Here is a 17766-nt window from a genome sequence, read left to right as displayed (position 1 = left end):
TAAATATTACGCTACACAGATATTGACAACTTATATCTGAAAAGGTTTAAAATATTAACATCTTTATAAGTCTAATATTTATAACTTTGACATTCGTCAACAATATTAGAAATATACAATAAAAATTACGCCAACTTTTAATATGAGCAAAGGGTTAACAAGCAGATCAGAGGATTATTCTCAATGGTATAACGAATTAGTGGCAAAAGCCGATCTGGCCGAGCATTCGGCGGTAAGGGGCTGCATGGTAATTAAACCTTATGGTTACTCCATATGGGAAAAAATGCAGTCTGTTTTAGATCAGAAATTTAAAGATACTGGACACTCAAATGCTTATTTTCCATTGTTTATTCCAAAATCTTTCTTTTCTAAAGAGGCTTCCCATGTTGATGGTTTTGCTACTGAATGTGCAGTTGTTACTCATTACCGCCTTAAGAATGATGGTTCTGGAAACATTATTGTGGATGAGGAGGCTAAACTAGAGGAAGAACTGATTGTAAGACCTACTTCTGAAACTATTATATGGAATACGTATAAAGGGTGGATTCAATCTTACAGAGATTTACCTATTTTGGTTAATCAATGGGCCAATGTGGTACGTTGGGAAATGCGTACGCGTTTGTTTTTAAGGACAGCAGAATTTTTATGGCAGGAGGGGCATACGGCCCATGCGACCAGGGAAGAGGCTATAGAGGAAACAGAACGTATGCTGGAAGTGTATGCTGATTTTGCAGAAAACTGGCTTGCATTACCTGTACTGAGAGGAAAGAAAACAGAGAATGAACGTTTTGCAGGTGCACTGGATACTTATTGTATTGAGGCATTGATGCAGGATGGTAAAGCTTTGCAGGCAGGAACTTCGCATTTTTTAGGTCAAAACTTTGCCAAAGCCTTTGACGTTAAATTCACCAGTAAAGAGGGCAAACAGGAGTTTGTTTGGGCAACCTCTTGGGGTGTTTCTACCCGTTTAATGGGAGCCTTGATTATGGCGCATTCTGATGATGCGGGTCTGGTACTTCCTCCTAAATTAGCACCAATACAAGTGGTAATTGTACCTATCCATAAAGGAGATGAGGAACTGGCTAAAATATCTGAAGTGGCGGATGATATTATTTCTAAGCTGAAAGCAAAGGGTATTTCTGTGAAATATGATGACAGAGATACGCAACGTCCGGGATTTAAATTTGCAGAGTATGAAATGAAAGGAGTGCCTGTACGTCTGGCTTTAGGAGGCAGAGACTTGGATAACAACACTATTGAGGTTGCGAGAAGGGATACACGTACTAAAGAAACTCTTTCCAGAGATAATATTGCAGATGTAGTGGAGCAACTTTTAGAGGAGATTCAATCTAATATATACCAAAAAGCATTGGATTTTAGAACAGAAAATACGGTGAAAGCAGATACTTACGAAGATTTTAAACGTATACTGGACGAAAAACCTGGTTTTGTAATGGCACATTGGGATGGTACATCAGAAACTGAACAGAGAATTAAAGAGGAAACCAAAGCAACCATTCGTTGTATCCCTTTGAATAATGAACAAGAGGAAGGCATTTGTATTGTAACAGGAAAACCATCTAAACAAAGGGTTGCATTTGCAAGGGCATATTAAAAAGGTTTAGATTTACAATTTAGGATTTTAGATTTTATAAAAACGGACGCTAATTTTAGCGAATGTAAACAATCAATATTTGAGATAACATGAAATTCGGAACTAAAGCTATACATGCAGGTCAGCAACCTGACCCTACAACGGGAGCGGTAATGACCCCTATTTATCAGACATCTACTTATGCTCAGGCATCGCCGGGAGACCATAAAGGATATGAGTATTCGAGAGGTACCAATCCTACGAGAAAGGCATTGGAAGATTGTATTGCCGCGTTAGAGAACGGCCGTTTCGGATTGGCATTTTCAAGTGGTATGGGTGCTACAGATGCGATTATGAAATTGTTAAAACCGGGCGATGAAGTAATCACAGGAAATGATTTGTATGGAGGATCTTACAGAATCTTTACAAAGATTTTTTCTAACTATGGTATCAAGTTTCATTTTATAGATTTTAGTAATCCAGAGAATGTTCTTTCTTATATAAATGAGAATACGAAGCAGATCTGGATAGAAACACCTACCAATCCAACGATGCAGATTATTGATATTAAAGCAGTTTCTGCAATTGCTGAAAAACATAATTTGTTATTGACGGTGGATAACACATTTGCTTCTCCTTATCTGCAAAATCCTCTGGATTTAGGTGCCGATATTGTAATGCATTCTGTTACAAAATATATTGCTGGGCATTCGGACGTAGTGATGGGTGCTATTGTAGTGAATGATGAGGAATTATACAAAAAACTTTGGTTTATTTATAATGCATGCGGAGCTACTCCGGGGCCACAAGATGCTTTTTTGGCTTTAAGAGGAATTAAAACTTTGCATCTAAGAATGAAAGCGCATTGTGAAAACGGTGAAAAGATTGCTGCGTTCTTAAAAAATCATCCTAAGATTGATAAAATATATTGGCCAGGATTTACAGATCATCCTAACCATCAGGTAGCCAAAGAACAGATGAATGGTTTTGGCGGGATGATTTCTATTGTGTTGAAAGGTGCCGATTTGAAAGAGACATTTAAGGTAGCTTCTTCTTTTAAGGTATTTACTCTTGCAGAATCTTTAGGTGGTGTGGAGTCTTTAATTAATCATCCGGCTACAATGACGCATGGTTCTATTCCAAAGGAGGAGAGGGAGAAAGTAGGCGTTACGGATAACTTATTACGTTTAAGCGTAGGAGTCGAGGATATTGAGGATCTGTTGGTAGATTTGGAGCAGGCTTTAAAATAGTTTTTACAGCTTAGAAATAAATTATTTAAAGCGAATAACTGTTAAGTTATTCGCTTTTTTAGTTTTACAGATAATTATTCTGAGCGGAGTATGCGCCTTGTTTTTTAAAATATCAATACTGGAAAAGCAAGCTAAGCATTTTGGGAGCACTGATTGATTGTTCATGTTTCCAGATGCAATAGGGTGTGTTATTATCTCGTTTATTCCACCTTATAGATGTAGATTGATATTGGTATAGGTTTTGCTTTAATACCAAAAAAAATTAAGTTATTCAAACATTAATGTTTATTTGATGTTTAAAAGTTTAATAAAAATTAAAGACAAACTGTTATGAAAAAATTAGCTTTTTTAGCTGTAATAGCTGGAACATTAACCCTTGTATCTTGTGGTAATAATGGTAATAATGAAACTGCAGGTGAACAGGTAGACAATGCCATTGATTCTCTTGACCATAGTGCGGATAAAGCAGAGGTAGAGTTGAAGGAAAAAATGGATAAGGCCCAGAAAGATTTGGATGATGCAGTAGCACGTGGTGATAAAAATGCTGAAGAGGAGGCTCGTAAAGCATTAGATGATGCCAAATCTGCATGGGAACATACCAAAGAAGCTGTAAATAATGCAGCCGAAGATGTTAAAGAAGGTGTGAACAATACGGTGAGTGATGCCAAATCTGCAGCGGAAAATATAGCTGATAAAACTAAAGAAGCTACCAATAAGGCTGGAGAAGATATTAAATCTGCAGCTCAAGAGACAAAACAAGATATAAAAGATGCTGCTGATAAAGCAGATAAAAAAATAGAAAATGTAAAAGATGCTTTAAAAAAATAAGCTTTCAGACAGTTTCAAAGCTTTTTATAGGGTTTTGAAACTGTTTTTATTCTAAAACTCAAAAGTCAATAACGAATGCTGACTTGCCGTATGTAAATCCCGCCAAACTCTGTTTAATTCTGATTCTTTTTTTGCTGCTTCCAATCCACAATATGGGTATAAGGCATCCACAGTTTTTCTTGCCCTATGAGCTAAGGATCTGCTTTTTTTACTAACTTGTTTTAATAGATCATCATTAACTATTCCTGTTTCTTTGAACTGTTTCCATGAAGAATCGAAAGTATTATAGAAAGCTTTGCGTACTGCCTTAAAATTAGCTTTCAAATTATGGAGATCCTTTTCAAAGTAGGAGACCTGTTCTGGGGTATATCTTTTTAAACCTGAACGTTGATAAAAATACTCTTCAACCAATTCTATAAAATGTAATGCCATTCCTGAGTGATTTACCGCAAGCGTTGTTTCGGCTAAAGCCATAAAAGGGTAGTTGAGTAACGGACACTCTACATTTAGAGCACTGTTGATTTCAAATAGCCGATTTTTGCCAACGACGAGATCTTTAGTTTTGAAGGCATGACTGCCGGTAGCAGCTAATCCAATATACGACCACTCTGGAATAATTTCAACTTCTTCTCTTTTTAAAATGAAAGATTTAACTATTTCTTTCTCATCATTGTTGAGTAGCGGATTGCCATTTTTATCACAAAGGGTACAATTGGCTGTGAATATGGTAGCATGCAAGGCTCCACTAGCATATTTCCAAAAGCCATTGATAAGGTAGCCATTATCGGTTTCTATCGCTGTGCCTCCTGTGGCTCCGCTACCTGCAAAACAAACTTTTGAATCACTGAAAATATCTATAGCCAGTTGCGGGTCTAAAAAACCAGCAAACCAGGCAGCTCCACTACATAGTGTTACTGTCCACGCCAGACTGCCATCGGCTTTGGCTAAATTTTCTTCTAGTCTTAATATTTCAGAAAGTGGTTTTTCTAATCCTCCATATATTTTTGGGACGTACAGATTAAACCAATTCTGTTCATAAATTAAATTAAGTATTTCCGGATGTAATTTTCCTAAAGTTTCTGATTCGGCAGCGTATTTTCTAATCTTGGTAGTCCACGATTGTTCAAAAGACATATTTTACGGTTGAAGTTTGTTTTCTTTTTGGTATGCTTTTTTCCAGTCAAAAAAGCCAAATACAGCTACAGTAAACAGAAATAATGTTAAAAGTGCCATTAATGGCAGTTTTTTATGGATAAGTAAAGGGATAGCTATGATGTTGGAAATATTCAAAAATATCCAGTTTTCTATTTTTCTTTTGGCCAGTAACCACATTCCTGCCCAGGCCAGAGATGCAACAATTGCATCTTCTACAGGAACATCTGACCTCGTGAAACGACTTAGTATAAAATATAGAAAAAAGAAACCAATAATAGAGATAGCTATGGCTATGTTGAGTTCTTTCTCAGTTGTCCAGCTTATTTTTACGGTAGGTTTAGATTTTTTATTTACCCATAGATACCACCCGTAAATACTCATAAGTAAATAGTACAGATTGAGAAGAGCTTCTGCGTATAAATGAACATGAAAGAATAAATACATGGATAGCATAATAGAAACTATGCCTGTAGGATAAAGCCATATATTATTTCTTTTTGCCAGCAGTACTTCTGCTATGCCAAATAATACAGCAAACCACTCCACAATTCCGGTTTCTTTAAGTTGAGTTAAGAATAATACGAACCAATCTTTAATATCTACAAAAGCCACAGTTGTGAAATTTAAAATATAAAGGAGGAAAAAGAGATCGTGTGCCATTTTTACTACGCCAGTATTACCTGGTTCAGTTGTTTGTAAACTGTCTGAGAACAGTTTTTTGATGGGTATCATCTCAGCTGAACCTCTTAGCACCCCTTATATCGGACAAATATAATCTTTTTGGTGGATTTTAGTAATGACTAATAATTACCTTTGAACGATGAAAAATGGTTTCAATAGCGAAGAGGAGCTAAAAGAATTTTTAGATAAAAAAGTTATTCAATATAATCAACCTGGTTTTATAGAAAACGATCCTATTTGTATCCCTCATCTTTTTACTAAAAAACAGGATATCGAGATTATGGGATTTTGGTCTTCTATTCTGGCATGGGGACAAAGGGGTACCATTATCAAAAAATCTAAAGAGTTAATAGAATTAATGGACGGGGCTCCTCATGATTTTATAGTCAATCATGAAGAAGTGGATTTAAAACGTCTTGAAAATTTCAAACACCGTACTTTTAATTATACGGATACTTTATATTTTATTCAGTTTTTTAAACAGCACTATCAGCAGTTTGATAGCCTGGAAGATGCTTTTTTGCCTTTTAAACAATCAGAAATGAGAGAAGAGTATCTTTCAGATCAGTTTGCAGAGAACGAAGATATAGGAAATGTTTGTTATAACAGTCTACTCAATTTACCTCATATAGAGGGACATTTAAACTACTTCAGATCTTATTTCTTTTCATTGGAGGATTTTCCGAAGAGAACGGTTAAACATATTTCCTCACCTATGAAAAATGCGACTTGTAAACGGATTAATATGTTTTTGCGTTGGATGGTGAGAAAAGACCATTGTGGAGTGGATTTTGGGATCTGGAATCGCATTAAACCAGCACAGTTAATTTGCCCTTGTGATGTCCATGTAGATAGGGTTGCCAGGAAACTTGGAATGATTGACCGTAAGCAAACGGACTGGAAAACAGCTTTGGAGTTAACTGAAAACCTGAGGAAATTTGATGCTGAAGATCCGGTGAAGTATGATTTTGCATTGTTTGGTCTGGGAGTAGAGGAGAAGTTTTGATATTACTTATTTCTTAATCTTGGTTTTATATAGTTGTACCCATTGTTGAATATCTATTTGCTGAACCAGTTCACCTATTAATGAAAATGGAATCTGTTCTGGTTTTTTAAACCTGATACAGCTTTTTCCGATATCGGGCTTTGTATTGGTCTGTTTAGCATATTCTTCTTTAAACCAGTTTAGCAAATTTTCATCAGCATATAAAGCCATGTGGTATAAAGCAATATGGCTTTTTTGTGAGGCAATATTTATGAAAGGTAAAGGCAATTGAGGTGTTACATGATAACCATCAGGATAAATGCTGTGAGGTACAACATAACCAATCATTCCATAGCTTAATGTTTCTTCAAAACCTTCTGGCAGATTTTCTGTGATGATTTTTCTTAATTTTTGGAGAACCTCCTTTCTTTCGGCAGGAAGCTGCTCCATATACTCAGTAACTGTTTTTACCTCTTTTTCCATGAATGCATAAATTTCCGGGGAAATATAAGATAAAAAATATTTTTATGGTCTATAATTGTAAGTTTAGCTACTTTTACGCTGCATTATGATAGAAAAAGACAATAAAAAAGTAGTGAAGTCATGGGCTATGTTCGACTGGGCAAACTCGGCATATAATCTTGTCATTACTTCCACCATATTTCCGGCATATTATACAGCAATAACAACTACAGAGGAATTTAAAGATCGGGTTAGTTTCTTTGGATACGAATTTGTAAATACTGCTTTATCTAATTATACGCTGGCAGCTGCATATCTTATTATTGCATTAATGACTCCATTTCTGACATCTACAGCAGATTACCACGGTAATAAAAGATTTTTTCTGAAACTATTTACCTGGTTGGGGGCAATTTCCTGTATGGGACTTTACTTTTTTACAGGGGATACGCTGGAGATAAGCCTAATCTTTTTTGGCTTAGCGGCCATAGGCTATTGTGGGGGAGTTGTATTTATTAATTCTTATCTGCCCGAAATTTCATCTAAAGAACATCAGGATTCCGTAAGTGCCAAAGGTTTTGCTTATGGCTACGTAGGAAGTGTAATACTGCAATTGATATGTTTTGTTTTTGTGCTTAAACCGGAGTTGTTTGGTATTACGGATGCGACTTTTCCAGCCAGACTTTCTTTTCTGTTGGTAGGGGTATGGTGGATTGCTTTTGCTCAGATTCCGTTTAAGGTACTACCTAAAGGGAACCCTAATTTTGATAAAAAAGAGAAAAACAAGCTAACCAGTGGGTTTAACAATCTGGTGAAGGTATGGAAGGAAGTAGCTCAAATGAAATTGCTGAAAAAATATCTTATTTCTTTTTTCTTTAGCGCTATGGGAGTGCAAACTATTATGTTGGTGGCTGCCAGTTTTGGAGAGAAAATCCTGCATCTCGGCACTTCTAAGTTAATTATTACCATATTAATTATTCAGCTTGTAGCCATAGGTGGAGCAATTTTGATGTCGCGTTTATCTGAGAAGTACGGAAATATTAGAGTACTTATTTTTGTTATACTCATATGGATATGTGTGTGTTTGGGGGCTTACTTTATAGCTAACGAATACCAGTTTTATGTGTTGGCTGCTGTGGTTGGAACCATAATGGGAGGTATACAATCTCTTTCCAGATCTACTTTCTCCAAACTGATTCCTGAAAAAACAGCTGATACGGCATCTTACTTTAGTTTTTATGATGTCACTGAAAAATTAGCTATAGTCGCCGGATTATTCAGTTTTGGGATTATTGAAGAGAGTACTGGAAATATGCGTAATTCAGCGGCATTTTTAGCCATTTTCTTTTCGGTGGCTGTACTGGTATTGTTTTATGTGTTTGTAAAGCACCGTAAAGAATTAAAAAATTATCAGATATAGAACAGTGTAAGGAGATAATTTAAGGTATTTCTGATGATATACTTACTATAAATCTTAATTTTACGCTTTTAATCAGGTTTATTCAATGAATGTAGAACTATTTATTCCTTGCTTTATAGATCAGCTGTATGTTGAAACGGCTAAGAATACGGTGAAAATTTTGGAAAAAGCAGGATGTAAAGTCATCTATAATCCTGAACAAACTTGTTGTGGACAACCGGCATATAATGCAGGCTATTGGGATAAAGCCAAGCAGGTTGGGAATAAGTTTTTAAATGATTTTTCAGATCAGCATTATATCGTATCTCCATCAGCATCTTGTACTGGAATGGTTAAAAACTCTTATAACGACTTGTTCTTTAATACAGCTATACATAATAAGTGCCGGAGTATTCAAAATAATATTCATGAACTTTCTGATTTTCTGATTAACGTATTGAAGAAAGATTATTTTGGTGCCGAACTGGAAGGTGTTGCTGTTTATCACGACTCTTGCAGTGCATTAAGGGAATGTAAAATAAAAGAAGAACCGAGAAGATTATTAGAAAAGGTACATGGGCTGGAGCTGGTTGAAATGAAAGATCAGGAAGTGTGTTGTGGTTTTGGAGGTACTTTCTCTGTTAAATTTGAAGGTATTTCGGCCGCCATGGCCGAACAGAAAGTGCAAAATGCTTTAAATGCCGGTGCCGAATTTATTATTTCTACAGATGTTTCTTGTTTGATGCAATTACAGGGTTATATATATGCGCATCAGATACCTCTAAAAACCATGCATATTGCGGATGTATTAACTTCTGGCTGGATTGAGGAGCCTATTTTATAGTATGATTCTTTTTATCAAAATTCTATAGCTTTTCTGCCGCATCTGAAATTTAGATGGATTTATTGGTGGTATTGTTTGGTTGATTGTGGTTTTTAATTTTTTGTTTTATCAGGTTTCTTCTTAACAAATAACTGATTATTATGACAGTCACACAAGCCAGGATTAAAGTGTAAGGCATCCATCCGAAAGCTCTGTTTAAATTAACCTGTAGGTCTGAACCGGTATAAACCAGGCTGTCCCAATAATAAGGTAATGCCATTATTTTAGGGTTTTCCAGATTGTTTATCCATTCTAATTTTGCCAATCTTAATGATTGCTGTGGACTATTGTTTGTTTCTAAATGCTGATAAAAAGAGATCAGTACATTTGCTCCGGATTCATCATTTACGGGCCATAAACTGGAGATTACACCATGGGATCCGGTTGCAAGAAACGACCTTCCGAGACTTTCTACGCCTTCGCCATTGATATATTTACCATCAGCAGTTTGACAGGCATTCAGAATTACTAACGAAGGTATATGTGCAGATAAACCCGTTTCGAACATATAGAATTTGTCTTTAAACAACTCTAATACCGGTTCGTCTTTGTTTTCTCCAACATAAGCATGACTGCTGATATGGATAATATCACTCTCATTTAATGATTCTTTAAAATTTGTTAAGGTAGCCCGTTCATTTTTATAGAAATTTCCAGATATAATTTGTTTTAGTTTAGTGTATTCCAAATTAACTGAAGGAATTTCGATAGAACCGTTTTCTGTATTACTGAGAAAAAAACCTGAAAAACTTTTTACGGTTTTGTCCTGTGCCTCTGCAAACTGGAATAAAGAATATTTATAGGTGATGGATTTTTGTTTTATCAGAAATGGCCAGTTCCTTATTTGGTTGTTAAACTCTCCGGACATAATTAAACCATCAAAAGAGATGAAGTTTAAGATGCCATCTTTTACAATCCATAGCTGATGGTTATTATTTAGATTAAGGTCTTTAAAGATGGTTTGAGATAGTCTCTGGGATGCTGAATAGAAAGATTTTGGTGAATTAATCATGTTCTGTGGGCCATGAAAATAAAAGGAATCCAGAAAACCCAATGTTTCACTTTCAAATTGCGATGCGTTTGTTATAGTTTTTATCTGCTGTATTCCCTTGTTGGTAACATAACAGCAATAGATTTTCTTTTTTCCAACAAAAAAGATTATAACGTCAGTCTGATCCGGGATTTTGGAGATCATCTCCTGAGCCGAAATATCTAAACTATAGTTTGAAATGTTTTTATTCTTTTTTAAGGAAGATATCTGGAAGCGTAGGTCTTCTATTTTAGATTCTATTTCCTTATTGCTTTTTACTCTTTTTTGTTTTTCCAGATACGCCAGGTTTTTTTCCAGGTTAATGATATCGGCATATGTTTTATTGGAGGATGCTATTTTCTCCTGTCTGGCCATCAGATCATCTAACAATATTCTTCCTTTCGTTTTTTCTGATATTTCCAGAATAGTTTCGGAGTATATTTTTTTATTTGTTCTTTGCCAAAGAAGGTAGGAAGTCTCTATTATTTTTTCTGCAATATCTTTAGCTTCATCCTGTAGTTTTTTCTTGGAGGAGTTGTAGGTATAATCTGATCTGAGTTGTTCTGATGTTTCGAAAGCGAGTTTGTAGCCATTGAGTGCTTCTCCGTACCTTCCTAAATCGCTTAATACTGTCGCTTTTTGGTATAATGCCAATTGGAGTCTATTTTCCGGGTATAATTGTTGTTTTGTAGGGAAAGTGTTCGTGACTTTATATTCTTCTATAAGCAGAGAAAGTGCCTGGTCTACATCGTTTAAAGCAGATTTCGGATCATTTTTTAAGTTGTTGAGAATACTTTTTTGAGTATAGATGTAAGCCAATTCTCTTTTTCTGGAACTATGAATGTCTTTTTTTAATAAAACTACCGCTTTATCATAAAAAATGGACGCTTCCTTAAGCTTTTTTTGATGCAGATAAATGTTGGCCATGATGGTTTTAGCACTTGCCAGCCAATGTAATGTGTTCTGTTTTTTTTCAAGGGTATGAATAGCGACTTTAGCTGTTTTTAAGGCTTCATCTTCTTGCTGTAAATCAAAGAGGATATCTGTATAGGTAGCGTATAAAATTCCGTAAATACGGTTGTTAGGCTTACAATAGTTTAACCCTTGTTTTACACTAAAAAGAGCTTTATCCAGATTCTGTTGGGTTCTATATGAGATAGCCAGGTTATTGTAAATAGAAGCAGTAATGGTATCTCTTTTTTCATTCTTAGCCAATGCTAAGCTTTTATTCAGTATGAAAACAGCTCGTTCATAATCGCCAATGCGGGTGTAGTTATTACCTAAAGGTTTTAGAATAAATTCTTCAACATCTATATTTAGCTGATGTTTTAGAAAGTAATCGTAAGCTTCCTCGTATTTATTAATAGATTGCGTGATATTACTACTGTTTAGAAGATAATAAGCTTCATTTATTAGCAAATAAAGCCAGGCAGTTTGTTCTTCTGCGTTTTGGGGTTTTCGCCATAGCTGTTTCTCAGAATCCAGAAGAAAGTCAAGGTTTTTCTGAGGGTCTTTTATAGCATAAGTTATCCGTAAATCTATCCAGTCAATTAAATTGTCCTTTTTACGAAGCTTTTCGAGATCTTCATTAACAGAAGCTTTGCAAAACAAGCTTGCAAAAAGTAATAAAATTATAAAACAAGTATATGTATGTTTTCTGATAGCCAAACCAACTTATAGTTTGAAGCTAAGATAAGTAAATATACGTTGGTCTTTATGGGTTATGCCTTGCAAATATCTTATTCCAATAGCAGGACCTTTTCTTACTAAGCCAAATTGTAAATCAATAAACCCACTGGCGCTTAATAGAGAAAAACCTTTGGACTCTTCTCCAATATATCTTTCGTCAACAAAAATGGGAGATTCCTTTGCTTCCACAATGTTCATATAAGTACGTTGTATTTTTTTAGATTTTTCGTATAATGTGATAGAAGTAAAAGCTCCGGCTCCAATTCCTATATAATTATTGAAGTTATAACGTAGATGAACAGGAACTAAATCCATATTGAATTTTTTTGTTTCCTGATAATAGTCTCTATGTGTAATAGAAGCGTATCTGCCATTGTCGGTAAGTGCAGTGTCACGGGAGATTTTACCGGTAGTACTTAAAAAATCGTTACTATAATTATAATTATTCAGGAAAACTTCCGCTTGAAGATACTTTCTGAAAGGGGAATAGGGCGAAATACTGAAACCAATGGTGTAGTTTTTATCACCGTAGCCTTTGGCAGCTTGTGATGAACCTGCTTCAAAACCGTATCCAACTATTATTCCGGGAGAAATACCAGGTCTGAAAGTTCCTTTAGCCTTATTGGTATATATAGGCTCGTTTTTATCAAAAATAATGGCAGCAGAGCTACTGAAAGGTAGTTTTTTAGGTTTTTCTTTAAACCTGATCTGATATTCAATAAAGCCTTTTGTGGAATCTTTATCATTAACGCCTTGCTGTTGTACACCGGGTAAATAAATATTTCTGAATACGAAATTAATGCTGTCTTTCTTTTTAACGGTATCTAAACAGCTCTGACCTGAGTAGGCCGAGTCGCATAAGATAACTTTAGGACTTGAGTCAATAATTTTTAAAGTAGATAAATCCAGTGCATCAGGAATGTCTACACCAATATTTACCAATTTGGCGGGCCCTTTTCCTGTATTTTGGAATTTAACTTTATAAGTAAGTACTTTTTGTTTGCTCAAAAAACGGTAGTTCATCCATTTGTTCTTAACAATCATTTTATTGGGGTCATGAGAAGCAACAATCTGTAATTCTAATTTGAAAATATCAATATCAGCCAATGGATCGTCGGGAATAAGCATTGCAGATAGATTGACTACAGCATTGGTATCCTTAATCATTTCGGGTGTGGTTTGCAGACTAATAAATAGGAAACGTTCTTCATCGGTACTTAAATTATTGTATTTCCATGCTTCGGAATTCCTGAACAAGGCTTTTTGTTCCTGTATTAGTTTTGATGCAGTAGAGGAAGAAACTGAATTGTTATTTGGACCCCTATCAGCATAGTAATTATAGTTTTTGTTGTTGAGTGCGCCAATTTGTAATAATTGATCGATGTTTGTTTTTGTTTCGTTATGGTGCAGTCTGATATCTGCAACTTTGAAATTATCTTTTTCAAACTCCTTATCATTATAAAACAAGGCTATAGTACCACTTTTTGCTAAGGGCGAATTTCCTATATTGTTTTTATAACCTACAATTACCACCATTTCTTCCTGCGGCCTGGGCATACGGTTTGGTTTTAGGGATATACTATGTTTGTCTTTAAAAAAATCTGGATGATTTTGCTGAGCAATTAAAGTTCTTACGGTAGGTTTTGATTTGATTTTTAAGCTTCCCGGACGAGTAGGAGGAGGATTACCATCATCGTAATTATTTGTTGCGTATAATCTTGGACGGTATAAGCCGCTGTCAGTATAGGTATGCGTGGGTTTTTGCAGGAAGGAGAAGTTGCCATCTCCAAATTCCCAATAATAAGAATAAAAAGGAGTGGGTGCACCTGCAACCTGACGCAGTTCCCGTAATTCTGAATCGAATTTAACAGTGCCTCCTTCACTAATAAAATAGTTTAATCGGGCTGGTATCGTATCAGAAGCAAGTATTTGCTGTGCATTGGCTTCGTTTCCTAAAAGAGACCAAAGGCTTATAAGCAGAAGTAATGTTGTTCTCATCAGTGTTAAATCAGTCGTACTAAAAATAGACAAATACTTTTAAAACCATGAAAAACTGTAAGCTGTTTAATGAAGAATCAACAACTTACAGTTATCTACTTAAAAAAAACGGATCTATATTGGAAAAAATGCATTTCTTATTTATGTGGTCATTGACTGTATCAATAAAAACAGAGACAGTATCATCACTATGTTGATAAGCCATTTCATAACTATTTCTTGTGTTGTGTTCATGGTTATTCAATTTTGTTATTATACTGTATATATCAATGCATTGAAAAAAATGTTACCCCGGTTTGAAAAACTTTTGTCCTGAAAAGCGAATTTGGATAATATTTGTTTGAAACTTTAAAGTTGATTTGTCGTTTATAAGTAGAACTTAAATATGAGTTTATAAACGCTTTTTTTTACCTTCGGATTTTAAACAAATTGGTAGTGCAACACGAAGATCAATATTATATCATTGGGCTATTGGAGAATGACCATAAGGTTATCCAGAAAATATACTCTCGTTTTTCTGCCAAAGTAAAGAGATATGTGCTTAACAATAGCGGTACGGAAGATGATGCAGGAGATATATTTCAGGAGTCTTTAATAGATGTTTATAATCAGGCTAAATATAAAAATCTAGTTCTCACTTGTCCGTTCGAACCTTTTTTTCTGTTGATATGCAAGCGTAAGTGGTTAAACCATTTAAAGAAAAAATCAACTGTGCAGGTAACAAATAATGAAGAAGATTTATTATCAATTGGTGAGGATGTTTTCCAGTTGGCAGACAAGCTTTTAGAGGAAGAGGCCCAAAGTAAGCTTTATCTAAGCGTGTTTGAAAAGTTGTCGGAAAGATGTAAAGAGATTATTAATCTTGCATTGACCAATGAACATCAGGAAAAAATAGCTCAGCAATTAGGTGTCACTTATGGCTATCTCAGAAAGAAAAAATCTGAATGTATTGCCGGGTTGATACAAATGGTAAAATCTGAAATTAAAAAGAACGATGAACAGGTTTAGCATGGAAGACATCATCCGTTATGTTGAGAATGAAATGGATGATCAGGAAAAAAAAGATTTTGAATTGGCATTAGAAACTGATGCACAACTTTATGCTGATATGGAGCTCTACCAGAAAATAGGAAGCTCTTTAAAAGCTGAACTTAATCAGAATAGTGCTGCTGATACGGCTTTTAGAAATACCTTGAAAAGTTATAATCAGGAATATTTTTCTAAAAAAGCAGAAACACCTGTGTATAAAATCAGTTTCAGGAAATATTATTATGCTGCTGCGGTGGTTTTATTAGCACTATTTATTTGGGCACCATGGAATCAGTTTAATAATTATGATAAATATTTTGATGCTAAGATGGTTTCTGTAGAAGTGAGGGGAGAAGCTCAGGATAAATTATTGCTGGAGGCGACTAATGCCTTTAATGCCAAAGATTATGGAGTAGCCAAGTCAAAATTGCATAAATTATTGAATGAAGATGGTCAGAATGATATGCTGAAATTTTATTATGGTGTCTCATTAATTAATACCGGAGAGTTAAATGATGCTAAAAAAGCTTTGAATGAAGTATATGAAGGAGAGTCCTTATTTAAAGAAGAAGCGGCTTACTACATGGCATTGGTTTATATCAAAGAGAAAAATAAAGAGGAAGCTAAAAACTGGTTAAATAAAATAGGCCAGGAGTCGGATTTGTATTTAAAATCGCAAGAATTGATGAGGAAATTATAAAAAGCCTGATGATATCGTCAAGCTTTTTATAAATATTAGATTTACTTAACATGAAGTCTCGTTAAAACTGTTATTTTTGCGCAAAAGCACTTACTTGTATAAGTGTATCAAAAGCAAATAATATTTTTAAACTAAAATCATGTTGTAAATGATTAAAATTACACTTCCCGATGGTTCTGTAAGGGAATATGAAAAAGGAACCAACGCATATCAAATAGCCCTTTCCATATCGGAAGGTTTAGCCAGAAACGTATTAGCAGCAGAAGTTGACGGAGAAATATGGGATTCGTCAAGACCAATAGAGAAAGATGCTTCGGTTAAATTGTTGACCTGGAATGATGATAACGGAAAATCAACCTTCTGGCATTCATCAGCACACTTACTGGCGGAAGCCTTAGAAATACTTTATCCGAGAACCAAATTTGGTATTGGACCTGCTATTGAAACAGGATTTTACTACGATGTAGATTTTGGTGATCGTGAATTTTCATCTGATGATTTTAAGAAAATAGAGGATAAAATGCTTGAACTGGCGAAAACAAAAGAAGTTTTCGAAAGAAAAGCAGTTTCTAAATCAGATGCACTATCTTATTTTACAGATAAAGGCGACGAATATAAGCTGGATTTGATTAAAGATCTGGAGGATGGCAAAATTACCTTTTATACACAAGGTAGTTTTACCGATTTATGTCGTGGACCGCACATTCCGCATACAGGTTTTATAAAAGCTGTGAAATTGACTAATGTTGCTGGTGCCTATTGGAGAGGTGATGAGTCAAGAAAACAGCTGACACGTATTTATGGTGTAACTTACCCTAAGCAAAGTGAGCTTACAGAGTATCTTCAACGTATTGAAGAAGCTAAAAAGCGTGATCATAGGAAATTAGGGAAAGAGCTGGAATTGTTTACTTTTTCTGAGCGTGTAGGTTTAGGTTTACCACTTTGGTTACCTAAAGGAACCGCTTTGAGAGAGCGTTTGGTTAATTTTTTGCAAAAAGCACAACAGAAGGCTGGTTACGATCAGGTAATCACTCCACACATTGGCCATAAAAATTTATATATCACTTCAGGACATTACGATAAATACGGAGCAGATTCTTTTCAACCGATAAGAACTCCCCAAGAAGGTGAAGAGTTTTTCCTGAAACCGATGAACTGTCCGCACCATTGCGAAATCTATAAATCAAAACCAAGATCGTACAAAGATTTACCGGTAAGATTGGCAGAATTTGGTACCGTTTACCGCTATGAGCAAAGTGGAGAATTACATGGATTAACTCGTGTAAGAGGATTCACTCAGGACGATGCCCACTTGTTTTGTCGCCCTGATCAGGTGAAAGAAGAGTTTAAGAAAGTTATAGACCTAGTGTTATACGTATTTAAAGCTTTAGGTTTTGATGATTATATAGCGCAGGTATCATTAAGAGATCCGGAAAACAAAACAAAATATATTGGGTCTGATGAAAATTGGGCGTTAGCGGAGGCTGCTATAGTTGAAGCTGCTGCAGAAAAAGGCTTGCCGACTGTAGTAGAAACAGGCGAAGCCGCATTCTACGGGCCTAAATTAGACTTTATGGTGAAAGATGCCTTGGGACGTAAATGGCAATTGGGAACTATACAGGTAGATTACAATTTGCCGGAACGTTTTGAGTTGGAATATACAGGCAGTGACAACCAAAAACACAGGCCTGTAATGATACACAGAGCACCTTTTGGCTCATTAGAAAGGTTTGTTGCTGTATTGATAGAGCACTGTGGTGGTAACTTTCCGTTATGGCTTACACCAGAGCAATTTACGATCCTTCCTATTTCTGAAAAATTCGAGGAATATGGGAAAAAAGTTTTGGATTCGCTAAATAATTCCGATATTCGCGGCTTGATTGACTTACGTGACGAGAAAATCGGAAGAAAGATACGTGATGCCGAAATGAAAAAAATCCCTTATATGTTAATTATTGGGGAGAAAGAAATGCAAGATGGCATGGTTTCTGTACGTAAGCACGGCGAAGGAGATAAAGGTAGCATGACAATAGAAGAATTTAATGAATTTCTTCTAAACGAAATAAAGATTAAATAACAAGAC

14 protein-coding genes are annotated in these 17766 nt (G+C 35.3%); 9 read left to right on the top strand and 5 right to left on the bottom strand.

Translation table 11 applies throughout. The annotated features are described in order from the left end of the window. Nucleotides 1-142: 142 nt before the first annotated feature. From proS to ACFSAH_RS19565, 3 genes are all read left to right on the top strand, one after another. The gene (proS, locus tag ACFSAH_RS19575; RefSeq protein ID WP_379664400.1) at nt 143-1615 is read left to right on the top strand and encodes a proline--tRNA ligase; all 1473 of its coding nucleotides are present in this window, start codon (nt 143-145) and stop codon (nt 1613-1615) included. 89 nt (nt 1616-1704) lie between these two features. Beyond that, the gene (locus ACFSAH_RS19570) at nt 1705-2844 is read left to right on the top strand and encodes a cystathionine gamma-synthase (RefSeq protein ID WP_379664399.1); all 1140 of its coding nucleotides are present in this window, start codon (nt 1705-1707) and stop codon (nt 2842-2844) included. Nucleotides 2845-3174: 330 nt separating this feature from the next. Beyond that, nucleotides 3175-3672, top strand: coding sequence for a hypothetical protein (locus ACFSAH_RS19565; protein ID WP_379664398.1), 498 nt, complete (start codon nt 3175-3177; stop codon nt 3670-3672). A gap of 51 nt (nt 3673-3723) precedes the next feature. Here ACFSAH_RS19565 and ACFSAH_RS19560 read toward each other — a convergent pair whose 3' ends face one another. Together ACFSAH_RS19560 and pnuC are read right to left on the bottom strand one after the other, a co-directional pair. After that, nucleotides 3724-4806: an acyl-CoA dehydrogenase family protein gene (locus tag ACFSAH_RS19560; RefSeq protein WP_379664397.1), complete on the bottom strand. Its 1083-nt coding sequence runs from the start codon at nt 4804-4806 to the stop codon at nt 3724-3726. Nucleotides 4807-4809: 3 nt separating this feature from the next. After that, nucleotides 4810-5439 carry a nicotinamide riboside transporter PnuC gene (gene pnuC / locus ACFSAH_RS19555; protein ID WP_379664396.1) on the bottom strand — a complete coding sequence of 210 codons (630 nt, stop codon included), beginning with the start codon at nt 5437-5439 and terminating at the stop codon, nt 4810-4812. A gap of 208 nt (nt 5440-5647) precedes the next feature. Between pnuC and ACFSAH_RS19550 the strand changes: the two genes are divergently transcribed. Then, entirely contained in the window at nt 5648-6514 is an 867-nt protein-coding gene (locus ACFSAH_RS19550) for a TIGR02757 family protein (RefSeq protein ID WP_379664395.1), read from the top strand. 6 nt (nt 6515-6520) lie between these two features. Here the strand turns inward: ACFSAH_RS19550 and ACFSAH_RS19545 are convergent, their stop codons facing one another. Then, entirely contained in the window at nt 6521-6976 is a 456-nt protein-coding gene (locus tag ACFSAH_RS19545; RefSeq protein WP_379664394.1) for a DUF1801 domain-containing protein, read from the bottom strand. A gap of 85 nt (nt 6977-7061) precedes the next feature. Between ACFSAH_RS19545 and ACFSAH_RS19540 the strand changes: the two genes are divergently transcribed. Together ACFSAH_RS19540 and ACFSAH_RS19535 are read left to right on the top strand one after the other, a co-directional pair. Continuing rightward, the gene (locus tag ACFSAH_RS19540; RefSeq protein ID WP_379664393.1) at nt 7062-8375 is read left to right on the top strand and encodes an MFS transporter; all 1314 of its coding nucleotides are present in this window, start codon (nt 7062-7064) and stop codon (nt 8373-8375) included. A gap of 85 nt (nt 8376-8460) precedes the next feature. Beyond that, on the top strand, nt 8461-9198 hold the full coding sequence (locus ACFSAH_RS19535; protein WP_379664392.1) for a (Fe-S)-binding protein: 738 nt from the start codon (nt 8461-8463) through the stop codon (nt 9196-9198). A 49-nt stretch (nt 9199-9247) separates the two neighbouring features. Here the strand turns inward: ACFSAH_RS19535 and ACFSAH_RS19530 are convergent, their stop codons facing one another. Together ACFSAH_RS19530 and ACFSAH_RS19525 are read right to left on the bottom strand one after the other, a co-directional pair. Further along, nucleotides 9248-11878: a CHAT domain-containing protein gene (locus ACFSAH_RS19530; protein WP_379664391.1), complete on the bottom strand. Its 2631-nt coding sequence runs from the start codon at nt 11876-11878 to the stop codon at nt 9248-9250. A gap of 63 nt (nt 11879-11941) precedes the next feature. After that, a complete protein-coding gene (locus ACFSAH_RS19525) occupies nt 11942-13954 on the bottom strand; it encodes a PKD domain-containing protein (protein WP_379664390.1) in 2013 nt (670 codons plus the stop codon). Between the two features lie 435 nt (nt 13955-14389). On the opposite strand from ACFSAH_RS19525, the gene ACFSAH_RS19520 reads away from it, so the two are divergent. From ACFSAH_RS19520 to thrS, 3 genes are all read left to right on the top strand, one after another. Next, on the top strand, nt 14390-14962 hold the full coding sequence (locus ACFSAH_RS19520; RefSeq protein ID WP_379664389.1) for an RNA polymerase sigma factor: 573 nt from the start codon (nt 14390-14392) through the stop codon (nt 14960-14962). Next, nucleotides 14949-15683, top strand: a complete 735-nt coding sequence (locus ACFSAH_RS19515) for a hypothetical protein (RefSeq protein WP_379664388.1) — start codon at nt 14949-14951, stop codon at nt 15681-15683. Before ACFSAH_RS19520 ends, ACFSAH_RS19515 begins: the two co-directional genes overlap by 14 nt. Before the next feature lie 148 nt (nt 15684-15831). Next, nucleotides 15832-17760, top strand: a complete 1929-nt coding sequence (gene thrS / locus ACFSAH_RS19510; RefSeq protein ID WP_379664387.1) for a threonine--tRNA ligase — start codon at nt 15832-15834, stop codon at nt 17758-17760. Nucleotides 17761-17766 lie beyond the last annotated feature (6 nt).

The organism is Pseudopedobacter beijingensis, from assembly GCF_042678145.1.
Classification (GTDB): domain Bacteria; phylum Bacteroidota; class Bacteroidia; order Sphingobacteriales; family Sphingobacteriaceae; genus Pseudopedobacter; species Pseudopedobacter beijingensis.
Note: the sequence above shows the minus strand (reverse complement) of the source record. Positions and strands in the feature narration are given on the sequence as shown.